Source organism: Candidatus Pseudomonas auctus (assembly GCF_048654275.1).
Taxonomy (GTDB): Bacteria; Pseudomonadota; Gammaproteobacteria; order Pseudomonadales; family Pseudomonadaceae; genus Aquipseudomonas; species Aquipseudomonas pharyngis.
Genome location: NZ_JBJYZK010000008.1, coordinates 269,035 through 280,298 on the forward strand (window position 1 = coordinate 269,035; position 11,264 = coordinate 280,298).

At 61.0% G+C, this 11,264-nt stretch carries 9 protein-coding genes and 4 tRNA genes; 9 read left to right on the forward strand and 4 right to left on the reverse strand.

Annotation, left to right across the window (positions count from 1 at the left end):
* The first annotated feature begins 6 nt into the window (after positions 1-6).
* On the forward strand, positions 7-408 hold the full coding sequence (locus tag ACKUG4_RS17400) for a type IV pilin protein (RefSeq protein ID WP_236190037.1): 402 nt from the start codon (positions 7-9) through the stop codon (positions 406-408).
* Between the two features lie 57 nt (positions 409-465).
* Complete coding sequence (thiO, locus tag ACKUG4_RS17405; protein WP_445434480.1) at positions 466-1,566, forward strand: glycine oxidase ThiO; 1,101 nt, start codon at positions 466-468, stop codon at positions 1,564-1,566.
* A 157-nt stretch (positions 1,567-1,723) separates the two neighbouring features.
* On the opposite strand, the gene ACKUG4_RS17410 is transcribed toward thiO, so the two are convergent.
* The 4 genes from ACKUG4_RS17410 to ACKUG4_RS17425 form a co-directional block, all read right to left on the reverse strand.
* Complete coding sequence (locus tag ACKUG4_RS17410; protein WP_064599509.1) at positions 1,724-3,070, reverse strand: sigma-54-dependent transcriptional regulator; 1,347 nt, start codon at positions 3,068-3,070, stop codon at positions 1,724-1,726.
* A complete protein-coding gene (locus tag ACKUG4_RS17415) occupies positions 3,067-4,656 on the reverse strand; it encodes a sensor histidine kinase (RefSeq protein WP_445434483.1) in 1,590 nt (529 codons plus the stop codon). Before ACKUG4_RS17415 ends, ACKUG4_RS17410 begins: the two co-directional genes overlap by 4 nt.
* Positions 4,646-4,879, reverse strand: a complete 234-nt coding sequence (locus ACKUG4_RS17420) for a PP0621 family protein (RefSeq protein WP_085747726.1) — start codon at positions 4,877-4,879, stop codon at positions 4,646-4,648. The genes ACKUG4_RS17415 and ACKUG4_RS17420 overlap by 11 nt, the downstream gene beginning before the upstream one ends.
* 125 nt (positions 4,880-5,004) lie before the next feature.
* Complete coding sequence (locus tag ACKUG4_RS17425) at positions 5,005-6,021, reverse strand: outer membrane protein assembly factor BamD (protein ID WP_085747727.1); 1,017 nt, start codon at positions 6,019-6,021, stop codon at positions 5,005-5,007.
* A 152-nt stretch (positions 6,022-6,173) separates the two neighbouring features.
* On the opposite strand from ACKUG4_RS17425, the gene rluD reads away from it, so the two are divergent.
* The 7 genes from rluD (at position 6,174) to ACKUG4_RS17460 (ending at position 11,263) form a co-directional block, all read left to right on the forward strand.
* Positions 6,174-7,136, forward strand: coding sequence for a 23S rRNA pseudouridine(1911/1915/1917) synthase RluD (rluD, locus tag ACKUG4_RS17430; RefSeq protein WP_011335991.1), 963 nt, complete (start codon positions 6,174-6,176; stop codon positions 7,134-7,136).
* Positions 7,133-7,855 carry a peptidoglycan editing factor PgeF gene (pgeF, locus tag ACKUG4_RS17435; RefSeq protein ID WP_445434481.1) on the forward strand — a complete coding sequence of 241 codons (723 nt, stop codon included), beginning with the start codon at positions 7,133-7,135 and terminating at the stop codon, positions 7,853-7,855. The genes rluD and pgeF overlap by 4 nt, the downstream gene beginning before the upstream one ends.
* Positions 7,856-7,986: 131 nt before the next feature.
* Positions 7,987-10,551, forward strand: a complete 2,565-nt coding sequence (gene clpB / locus ACKUG4_RS17440) for an ATP-dependent chaperone ClpB (RefSeq protein ID WP_064382092.1) — start codon at positions 7,987-7,989, stop codon at positions 10,549-10,551.
* 298 nt (positions 10,552-10,849) lie between these two features.
* A tRNA-Asn gene (locus tag ACKUG4_RS17445) sits at positions 10,850-10,925 on the forward strand.
* A gap of 9 nt (positions 10,926-10,934) precedes the next feature.
* A tRNA-Pro gene (locus tag ACKUG4_RS17450) sits at positions 10,935-11,011 on the forward strand.
* A gap of 5 nt (positions 11,012-11,016) precedes the next feature.
* Positions 11,017-11,092, forward strand: a tRNA-Lys gene (locus ACKUG4_RS17455).
* A 97-nt stretch (positions 11,093-11,189) separates the two neighbouring features.
* Positions 11,190-11,263, forward strand: a tRNA-Pro gene (locus ACKUG4_RS17460).
* Position 11,264 lies beyond the last annotated feature (1 nt).

Below are 11,264 nucleotides of genomic sequence, written 5' to 3' on the forward strand. Positions count from 1 at the left end.
CGAGGCATGCGCAGATCCAACCGAGGTTTCACCCTGATCGAAATCATGATCGTGATTGCGATCATCGGTATCGTCATCACCATCGGCTATCCGAGCCTCACCGAATACGTGAAGAAGGGCCGTCGTGCCGACGTGGTCAGCACTTTGTCGGAACAGGCACAGATCCTCGAGCGCTTCTATTCGAAGAACAACGTCTACACCGGTGTCACCGGGTTGAGCACCGGCAACGATTTCTACACCATCACGCCGACGCTCACCGATCAGACCTTCCTGCTGACCGCGACCCGCAAGACCGGCACGGCCATGGCCACTGACAAGTGCGGGGATTTCACCCTCACCAACACCGGTGTCAGAAGCATGAACAACGCGACCACCGGGCTGACCACCAAGGATTGCTGGGGCCGCTGAGCCGCATTATTTCGGGCGCCTTTTGCGCCCACTGTCTTTTTTACGGTTGGATCAAACATGACCAGGCAACAGCAAGTGGTGATTGTCGGTGGCGGGGTGATTGGCCTGCTCACTGCGTACAACCTCGCCTCCGAGGTCGGCAGCGTGGTGCTGCTGGATCGTTCGAACGTCGGCCAGGAATCGTCCTGGGCCGGCGGCGGTATCGTGTCTCCGCTGTACCCGTGGCGCTACAGCCCGGCCGTCACCGCGCTGGCGCATTGGTCGCAGGATTTTTATCCACAGCTGGGCGAGCGCCTGTTTGCCGATACCGGGGTCGATCCAGAAGTGCACACCACCGGCCTGTACTGGCTGGATCTGGATGACGAAGCCGAAGCGCTGGCCTGGGCCGCGCGGGAGGACCGTCCGCTACGGGCTGTGGATATCTCGGCGGCGCATGATGCGGTGCCAGTGCTCGGTGGCGGCTTTTCCCGGGCGATCTATATGGCCGATGTGGCCAACGTGCGCAATCCGCGGCTGGTGAAGTCTTTGAAAGCGGCGTTGCAGGCGCTGCCGAACGTGACGATCCATGAGCAGTGTGAAGTCAGCGGGTTTGTCCGTGATGGCGAGCGGGTGGTGGGCGTGCAGACCTCCACTGGTGTGATCACCGGTGATCAGGTCGTTCTCACCGCAGGTGCGTGGAGCGGCGAACTGCTCAAGACCCTGGACCTGTCGCTGCCGGTGGAACCGGTCAAGGGCCAGATGATTCTCTACAAGTGCGCGGCGGATTTCCTGCCGAGCATGGTGCTGGCCAAGGGGCGCTACGCGATTCCGCGCCGTGACGGGCACATTCTGATCGGCAGTACGCTGGAACACGAAGGCTTCGACAAGACCCCGACGGACAACGCGCTGGAAAGCCTCAAGGCCTCGGCAGTCGAGTTGCTGCCGGCGCTGACCGATGCCGAAGTGGTGGGGCACTGGGCCGGGCTGCGACCGGGTTCGCCCGAGGGCATCCCTTACATTGGCCGGGTTCCGGGTTTTGACGGTCTGTGGCTGAACTGCGGGCATTACCGCAACGGGCTGGTGCTGGCGCCGGCGTCCTGTCAGTTGTTTGCCGATGTGATGCTGGGGCGCGCGCCGATCATTGATCCGGCGCCGTATGCACCGGCCGGACGGATCTAGTCAGTTTTTTAGCGGTGCCTGATAAATCGCTTTCGCGGGCAAGTTGAATCGTCGCACCGCCGCTCCCACAGGGTGCGGCGCTTTACTCAAAAGTTGAGCACGGCACAAAACTGTGGGAGCGGCGGTGCGACGATTCGACTTGCCCGCGAAGAGGCCCTCAATCCAGACCCAGTTTCTTCAGCCTGTAGCGCATCGACCGAAATGACAGGCTCAACCGCTGCGCCGCCGCCGTGCGATTCCAGCGGGTTTCCTCCAGCGCCTGCAGAATCAGTTTGCGTTCGACGCTTTCCAGATAGTCTTCCAGATTGTCGATCTGCGTGAGATCGGCAATGCCGCCTTCAGCGGTGCCATTACCTTCACTCAGGCGTAAATCCTCGGCCTCGATCGTGCGGTTTTCACACAGGGTGTGTGCCCGCTCGAGCACGTTCTCCAGCTCCCGCACGTTGCCCGGAAAACGGTAGTTTTTCAGCGCTTCGAGTGCATGGGGGTGAAGACGTGCCGCCGGTTGCCCGGTGCCATTGGCCAGGCGCTTGAGCACATGGCCGGCCAACGCTTCGATGTCCTCGCGACGTTCGCGCAGGGACGGCACACGCAGTTCGATCACGTTCAACCGGTAATACAGATCCTGACGAAAGCGCTCGGCAGCCACTTCCGCGTCGAGATCCTTGTGCGTCGCGCAAAGGATGCGCACATCAACCACGGTTTCCTGTTGACCGCCGACGCTGCGCACGGCTTTTTCCTGGATCGCCCGTAGCAGCTTGACCTGCATCGGCAGCGGCAGATCCGCCACTTCATCGAGAAACAGTGTGCCGCCATGGGCCGCCTGAAACAGTCCTGGTTTATCCTCCACTGCACCGCTGAAACTGCCTTTGCGGTGGCCGAAGAACTCGCTCTCCATCAACTCTGAAGGAATCGCCCCGCAGTTCACCGGCACGAACGGCTGATTGGCGCGGGGGCCTTGTTCATGAATCAATCGGGCCACCAGCTCCTTGCCACTGCCGGATTCGCCGCTGATGTACACCGGTGCCTGGCTGCGGGCCAGTTTGTCGATCTGTTTGCGCAGGTTGCGCATCGGCGGTGAATCGCCGAGCAGCCGCCGGTCGATCGAAGTGCAGACATTGCCCGGCGCCGGCATACGCAACGCCGAGCCGACCAGCTCGCGCAGGCGCGTCAGGTCCACCGGTTTGGTCAGGAAGTCGAAAGCCCCGGCCTTGAGGGCGTTGATCGCCGTTTCCAGGCTGCCGTAGGCGGTGATCATCGCCACCGGCAGTTGGGGATAACGTTGCTGAATGTGCTGCACCAGTTCCAGGCCGGTGCCGTCGGGCAGGCGCATGTCGGTCAGGCACAGATCGAAGGTCTCGCGGTGCAGCAGCGCCTGGGCTTCTGCGAGATTGCGTGCGCTGAAGGTGTCGAGTTTCATCCGTCCCAGGGTGATTTCCAGGAGTTCGCGGATATCCGGCTCGTCGTCGACGATGAGGATTTTTTGCCGTGGGCTCGTGTTCAACTTTGTTTCCGTCCGTGAGCAAAGGTGATGCGAAAGCAGCCGCCGCCTTGGCGTGATTTGAAGTCTAGGCGCGCTTGATTGCTTTCGCATAGCTCACGGGACAGATAAAGCCCAAGGCCGGTGCCTTGGCTGCTGGTGGTAAAGAACGGTTCGAACAGGTGAGCCTGCTGATCCAGCGGCACGCCGGGGCCGTTGTCCTGCACTTCGAGCACGGCCAGCGTGCTCTCGGGGTCGATGGACAGCGTCAGCCAGACCTCGGCCGGATCGTGCAAAAGGGCGCTGTGGCGCCAGCCGTTGCGTAACAGATTGTCGAGAATCTGCGTGAGCTGGCCGGGATCCATCAACGTGCGGAAATCCCCCGGGCCGATGTGCAGATGAATGTGCTGGCGCTCGCCGGCCTGTTCGCGGCTCTCGCTGACGAACTGCTCCAGCCACGGTTTGAGATCCAGCCGTTGCGGCGCGCTCTGCTGGCGGCGGGACAGTTGCAGGACGTTTTCGATGACTCGGTTCATGCGCAGGGAGTGGTCTTGAATGATCTGCGTCAGACGCCGATCCGCGCCGTCGAGTTCCTCGGATTCCTGCAACAGCTGCGCGGCATGACTGATGGCCCCCAGCGGATTGCGGATTTCATGGGCGATACCGGCGGTCAGCCGGCCCAGCGCGGCCAGTTTCAATTGCTGGGCCTGCTGGGCGATCTGGGCGAGGTCTTCGAGAAACACCAGGGTCTGGCGATTCGGGCTCTGTTCCAGGGCGATGAAGCTCGGCTGCAGCTCCAGGCCGTTGCCGGCGATTTTCAGGCTTTGCGGGCGCAGGGTCGGGTTGTTCAGCCACAGTTGCAGGCGTTCGACCAATGCGCTCGAGTGCTCGTCGATCAAGTCGCCTTCAAGGTGCGTTTGTCCCAGCAGGGCCTTGGCGCTGTGGTTGGCCAGTTGCACCCGGCGCTGTTCGTCGAGCACCAGAATGCCGGTGCGCATGCGTTGCAGGATCAGCGCGTTGAGGGCTTCGAGCCCCACGACCTCGCTGGCGCGCAACTCGGCCAGGTTCTCACTGACTTCGAGACGACGGATCAACCCTTGCACCAGCAGCGAGGCGGCAAAGCACAAGGCGCCGAGGGTGCCGGCCTGCAGATAGTCGTTGGCGCTCAGGGGATGGCTGAAGCTCAGCAGAAAGCTGAGCCCGACGATGCCGAGGGTGGCGACGGCGGCGATCAGCAGGCCGATGCGTCGTCGCAGCAAGGTGTTGCTGATGGCCACCGAAACGATCAGCAAGTTGCCGATCGCACTGGCCACACCGCCCGCTGCGTAGAACACGCCGCACAGCAGCAGAATGTCGACCAGTGCCAGAGCGAACAACTGGGCTGGGCGGCGGATGTTCTCGAGGAACACCACCAGCAGGATGTTCAGCACCAGGTACAACCAGCTGCCATTGCGCAGCAACTCGTCGTTGGCCGAGGTCAGCAGGCGGTTGTCCATGTTGCTGGATATCAGCAACACCAAGGTGATGCCGACACTCAAACGGTACAGATGATAGAGGCGCAGCAGTCGCTGGACCTGTTTGCTGTCGGCGTTTTCGGCCTCAGCGATCACTGGAACCGGGGCCTTGCTCAAGGTGAGCCTGGCTGCAATACCACTGTTGTTGAAGGTTCAGCGCGCGGTCGCGGGGCAGGTGCACGCCGCAGTGGGCGCAGCGCACCATCGGTGCGGCATCCTGTTCGCGAGGCGGTCGGGCGGACGAGGCGGGGGCCTTGAATTTGCGCCACAACCAGACAGCAGCGGCGATCAAGGCAATCCAGAACAGTAAACGAAGCATGATGGGCGGCTTTTCGGCTAATGATTCGGCAGTTTAGCCAAGGACCCGACAAGCGCACAGCCCAGTCACACGCCGCAATAAAAAGGGAGATCCGAAGATCTCCCTTTTTGGCATCACCGAAGTGATCAGTCGAACAGACCGAAGGTCATGTAGCTGAAGATGGAACGGTCGCTGTCGCTCGACTCCGGTTCCGGCTCTTCGATCACGTCGCCGTTTTCGTCTTTTGGCTTGAGCTCGTTCGGGATCGCGTCTTTCGCGTCCTGGAACTGCTTCTGCACGTCCTGGTTGGCGCGGGTCTCTCCCGGCGGCAGCGGCGGACGGGATTCGATCAGGCCCAGAGTAGCCTTGCTCAGGAACGAACGGTTGTCGGCTTCGGCAACGCGAGGCACGAACTGACCGTCCTGCAGGCTCGGGTGGTTCGGGTAGTTGAGCTTCAGGGTTTCCAGGCTGGTGGCCGCCAGTTCGTCCAGATGCAGACGCTGGTAGGCTTCGGTCATTACCGCCAGGCCGTCGCCGACCGATGGGGTCTCCTGGAAGTTTTCCACTACGTAACGGCCACGGTTGGCAGCGGCGACATAGGCCTGACGGGTCAGGTAGTAGTCGGCCACGTGGATTTCGTAGGAAGCCAGCAGGTTGCGCAGGTAGATCATGCGCTGCTTGGCGTCCGGCGAGTAGCGGCTGTTCGGGTAGCGGCTGGTCAGCTGGGCGAACTCGTTGTAGGAGTCGCGGGCGGCGCCCGGGTCACGCTTGGTCATGTCCAGCGGCAGGAAGCGCGCCAGCAGGCCGACGTCCTGGTCGAACGAGGTCAGGCCCTTCAGGTAGTAGGCGTAATCCACGTTCGGGTGCTGCGGATGCAGACGAATGAAGCGCTCGGCGGCGGACTTTGCAGCTTCCGGCTCCGAGTTCTTGTAGTTGGCGTAGATCAGTTCCAGCTGTGCCTGATCGGCGTAGCGACCGAACGGATAACGCGACTCCAGAGCCTTCAGCTTGGCTGTGGCGCTGGTGTAGCTGTTGTTGTCCAGGTCCTGTTGAGCCTGCTGGTACAGCTCGGCTTCACTCAGGTTTTCGTCTACGACTTCCTTCGATGAGCAAGCAGCGGTCAATGCGAGGATGGCGATCAGCAGCAGGTGTTTCACTTGCATGGCGGCTTGCGTCCCTATGACGGCCGCTGTCTTGGGCGGGGCCGTCCTGTTATGATGAGCGCCCCGTTGAAAAGCCCCGGGGCAAAAGACGCCGTATTTAACCACAAGCGCGCAGCCGAAACCAAAGGCTGTAGCCGACGCCCAGTCCGAGCATGTCCGATAAAATTGAACTTCGCGCAGAGGTGCCGTCCGAATTGGGCGGCCAACGCCTCGATCAAGTCGCCGCCCAACTCTTCGCCGAGCACTCGCGCTCGCGCCTTTCCGCCTGGATCAAAGAAGGTCGCCTGACTGTGGACGGGGCGGTCATCCGCCCGCGCGACATTGTTCATGGCGGTGCCATCCTTGAGCTCACTGCCGAGCAGGAGGCCCAGGGTGAATGGGTCGCTCAGGACATCGAACTCGACATCGTCTATGAAGACGACGACATTCTGGTGATCAACAAGCCTGCGGGCCTGGTGGTGCACCCGGCTGCCGGTCACGCTGATGGCACCTTGCTCAACGCCTTGCTGCACCACGTGCCGGACATCATCAATGTCCCGCGCGCCGGTATCGTGCATCGTCTGGACAAGGACACCACCGGTCTGATGGTGGTGGCCAAGACCATTCAGGCGCAGACCAAACTGGTCGCGCAGCTGCAAAGCCGCAGCGTCAGCCGGATCTACGAGTGCATCGTGATCGGCGTGGTGACCGCCGGCGGCAAGATCAACGCCCCGATCGGCCGTCACGGCCAGCAGCGCCAGCGCATGGCGGTGATGGAAGGCGGCAAGCCGGCCGTCAGCCACTACCGCGTGCTGGAGCGCTTCCGTTCCCACACCCACGTACGGGTGAAGCTGGAAACCGGTCGTACTCACCAGATCCGCGTGCACATGGCGCACATCAACTTCCCGTTGGTCGGCGACCCGGCGTACGGCGGTCGTTTCCGCATTCCGCCGGCCGCGAGCCAAACCATGGTCGAATCCCTCAAGCACTTCCCGCGTCAGGCCCTGCACGCGCGGTTCCTCGAGCTGGATCATCCGACCACCGGTGAGCGCATGAGCTGGGAATCGCCGCTGCCGGAAGATCTGGTGTGGCTGCTGACCCTGCTCAAGCAGGATCGCGAGGCATTCGTCGGATGAACTGGCTGACGCCGGACTGGCCCGCGCCGGCCAGCGTCAAAGCCTGTGTCACCACCCGCGAGGGCGGCGTCAGCGAGGCGCCGTTCGACAGCCTCAATCTGGGCGATCATGTCGATGACCGTCCGGAGGCTGTTGCCGAAAACCGTCGGCGTCTGACCGAACACTTCTCCATAAAGCCTGCCTGGCTGCAGCAAGTGCACGGGATTGCCGTGGCACATGCTGATCCGTCCGTGGTGGCCACGGCGGATGCCAGCTGGACGGCGACGCCCGGTATCGCCTGTGCGGCGATGACTGCCGATTGCCTGCCGGCGCTGTTCTGCGACCGTGCCGGCACTCGCGTTGCTGCCGCTCACGCCGGTTGGCGTGGATTGGCGGCCGGCGTGCTGGAGGCTACCCTCGACAGTCTGGATGTGCCTGCCGAAGACATTCTGGTCTGGCTCGGCCCGGCCATCGGCCCGCAAGCCTTTGAAGTCGGCCCGGAAGTCCGGGAAGTCTTCATCAATCAATTGCCCGAAGCCGAGACAGCCTTTGTCCCGAGCCACAACGCCGGCAAGTTCATGGCTGACATCTATAAGCTGGCGCGGCTGCGTCTGGCGGTCCGCGGTGTCACCGCTGTTTATGGTGGTGGTTTCTGTACCGTGACCGATCCGCGCTTCTTCTCTTATCGCCGTGCGTCGCGCACCGGTCGCTTCGCTTCTCTAGTCTGGCTCACCCGCTAAGCTTGTCTGACCTGCATCAACTCCCTGACGCTTGAATCTTCCAGAATCGACCGCATCTATAGCGGTATCTGGCAGGTTTCTTTATTCAGGATGGTTTTTTAGGTCCGGCCTGCTCAAAAGGAAGGTGACCCATGCGTATAGACCGTTTAACCAGCAAATTGCAGTTGGCGTTGTCCGATGCCCAATCTTTGGCCGTCGGCCACGATCATCCAGCCATCGAGCCGGCGCATTTGATGCAAGCCATGCTTGAACAGCAGGGTGGTTCGATCAAACCCCTGTTGATGCAGGTGGGCTTCGACGTCAACAGCTTGCGTAAAGAGCTGACCAAAGAGCTCGATCAATTACCGAAAATCCAGAACCCGACCGGCGACGTCAACATGTCGCAGGATCTGGCGCGTCTGCTCAACCAGGCCGACCGTCTGGCCCAGCAGAAGGGCGACCAGTTCATTTCCAGCGAGCTGGTGCTGCTCGCCGCGATGGACGAGAACAGCAAGCTCGGCAAGTTGCTGCTCGGCCAGGGCGTGAGCAAGAAGGCGCTGGAGAATGCGATCAACAACCTGCGCGGTGGCGAGGCGGTCAACGACGCCAACCACGAAGAGTCGCGTCAGGCACTGGATAAGTACACCGTCGACCTGACCAAGCGCGCCGAAGAAGGCAAGCTCGACCCGGTGATCGGCCGTGACGATGAAATCCGTCGGACTATTCAGGTTCTGCAACGCCGCACCAAGAACAACCCGGTGCTGATCGGCGAGCCTGGCGTGGGTAAAACCGCGATTGCCGAAGGGCTGGCCCAGCGCATCATCAACGGCGAAGTGCCGGACGGCCTGCGTGGCAAACGCCTGCTGTCCCTCGATATGGGTGCGCTGATTGCCGGTGCCAAGTACCGCGGCGAGTTCGAAGAACGCCTGAAAGCGCTGCTCAACGAGCTGTCGAAGCAGGAAGGGCAGATCATTCTGTTCATCGACGAACTGCACACCATGGTCGGCGCCGGCAAGGGCGAAGGCTCGATGGACGCCGGCAACATGCTCAAGCCGGCTCTGGCCCGTGGTGAGCTGCACTGCGTCGGCGCGACCACGCTCAACGAGTACCGCCAATATATAGAGAAGGATGCGGCCCTCGAGCGGCGCTTCCAGAAAGTGCTGGTGGACGAGCCGAGTGAAGAAGACACCATTGCGATCCTGCGTGGCCTCAAGGAGCGTTACGAGGTTCACCACAAGGTGGCGATCACCGACGGCGCGATCATCGCTGCAGCCAAGCTCAGCCATCGTTACATCACTGACCGACAGCTGCCGGACAAGGCGATCGACCTGATCGACGAAGCGGCCAGCCGCATCCGCATGGAGATCGACTCCAAGCCGGAAGTGCTGGATCGTCTTGAGCGGCGCCTGATTCAACTGAAGGTGGAATCTCAGGCACTGAAGAAAGAAAGTGACGACGCGGCGAAGAAACGTCTGGAGAAACTCCAGGAAGAAATCGATCGCCACGAGCGTGAGTACTCCGATCTGGAAGAAATCTGGAACTCGGAAAAAGCCGAGGTGCAGGGCTCTGCGCAGATTCAGCAGAAGATCGAACAGTCCCGTCAGGAGCTGGAAGCCGCGCGCCGTAAAGGCGACCTGAACCGCATGGCCGAGTTGCAGTACGGGGTGATCCCGGATCTGGAGCGCAGTCTGCAAATGGTCGACCAGCACGGCAAAAGCGAAAACCAGTTGCTGCGCAGCAAGGTGACCGAAGAGGAAATCGCCGAAGTCGTTTCGAAATGGACCGGCATTCCGGTGTCGAAAATGCTCGAAGGCGAGCGCGACAAGCTGATGAAGATGGAAAGCCTGTTGCATCAGCGCGTGATCGGTCAGGACGAAGCGGTGGTGGCGGTAGCCAATGCGGTGCGGCGTTCCCGGGCCGGGTTGTCCGATCCGAATCGCCCAAGCGGCTCGTTCATGTTCCTCGGCCCGACCGGTGTCGGTAAAACCGAGCTGTGCAAGGCGCTGGCCGAGTTCCTCTTCGACACTGAAGAGGCGATGGTGCGGATCGACATGTCCGAGTTCATGGAGAAACATTCCGTGGCGCGGCTGATCGGTGCACCACCGGGCTACGTCGGCTATGAAGAGGGCGGTTATCTGACCGAAGCGGTACGGCGCAAGCCTTACTCGGTGATCCTGCTGGACGAAGTCGAGAAGGCGCACCCGGATGTGTTCAACATCTTGCTGCAAGTGCTGGAGGATGGCCGTCTGACCGACAGCCATGGCCGCACGGTGGACTTCCGCAATACCGTGATCGTCATGACCTCCAATCTCGGTTCGATGCAGATCCAGGAACTGGTCGGTGATCGTGAAGCACAACGGGCAGCGGTGATGGATGCGATTTCCACCCACTTCCGTCCGGAGTTCATCAACCGGGTCGACGAAGTGGTGATTTTCGAGCCATTGGCGCGGGATCAGATCGCGGGCATCACCGAGATCCAGCTGGGCCGTCTGCGCAGCCGTCTGGCCGAGCGCGAGCTGAAGCTGGAACTGAGCCCGGAAGCGATGGACAAGCTGATTGCCGTCGGCTACGACCCGGTCTATGGCGCACGGCCGCTGAAGCGGGCGATCCAGCGCTGGATCGAGAACCCGCTGGCACAGTTGATCCTGTCGGGGCGTTTCCTGCCTGGCGAGACCGCGACCGGCGTCGTGGAGAACGACGAGATCACGTTCAACTGACGCCCGACGGTGGTGTCGTCATCAAGGCCTCGCAATGCGAGGCCTTTTTTTTCGCCAGGCTGTTGAACTCAAAGGAAAAGGCTTGTAAAGTGCGCCCCGCAGTCAGTCACCAACAGGGTTTCAGCTCACTGGGCAGAAATCTGAAATAAGTTGCAAATCATTAACTTGAAAGCAATTTAGGGGGTTGACAGAGGTGTTCTAGGTTGTAGAATAGCGCGCCTCAGACACACGAACGCAGCGATGCGAAAACGATGTCGAGAAGCTGCAAGTTTCACCGTAGTAAATTGAAATGTGTAGTTCCGTGATAGCTCAGTCGGTAGAGCAAATGACTGTTAATCATTGGGTCCCAGGTTCGAGTCCTGGTCACGGAGCCAATTTCAAACCGGGGTATAGCGCAGTCCGGTAGCGCGCCTGCTTTGGGAGCAGGATGTCAGGAGTTCGAATCCCCTTACCCCGACCATTTTTGGGTCGTTAGCTCAGTTGGTAGAGCAGTTGGCTTTTAACCAATTGGTCGTAGGTTCGAATCCCACACGACCCACCATTTTTGAAACCAGGTAACACTGGGATCGAATCTTAAGATCAGAGGCCAAAAGCGCTGATCGAAGAAGGCGATCTTTGAAAGATCGCCTTTTTTTTACCGGGGTATAGCGCAGTCCGGTAGCGCGCCTGCTTTGGGAGCAGGATGTCAGGAGTTCGAATCCCCTTACCCCGAC

What these genes read in the sequence shown, in the direction of transcription:
- ACKUG4_RS17400 (WP_236190037.1), top strand. Translation starts at nt 7, where the DNA reads ATGCGCAGATCCAACCGAGGTTTCACCCTGATCGAAATCATGATCGTG.
- thiO (WP_445434480.1), top strand. Translation starts at nt 466, where the DNA reads ATGACCAGGCAACAGCAAGTGGTGATTGTCGGTGGCGGGGTGATTGGC.
- ACKUG4_RS17420 (WP_085747726.1), bottom strand. Translation starts at nt 4,879, where the DNA reads ATGCTTCGTTTACTGTTCTGGATTGCCTTGATCGCCGCTGCTGTCTGG.
- ACKUG4_RS17425 (WP_085747727.1), bottom strand. Translation starts at nt 6,021, where the DNA reads ATGCAAGTGAAACACCTGCTGCTGATCGCCATCCTCGCATTGACCGCT.
- rluD (WP_011335991.1), top strand. Translation starts at nt 6,174, where the DNA reads ATGTCCGATAAAATTGAACTTCGCGCAGAGGTGCCGTCCGAATTGGGC.
- pgeF (WP_445434481.1), top strand. Translation starts at nt 7,133, where the DNA reads ATGAACTGGCTGACGCCGGACTGGCCCGCGCCGGCCAGCGTCAAAGCC.
- clpB (WP_064382092.1), top strand. Translation starts at nt 7,987, where the DNA reads ATGCGTATAGACCGTTTAACCAGCAAATTGCAGTTGGCGTTGTCCGAT.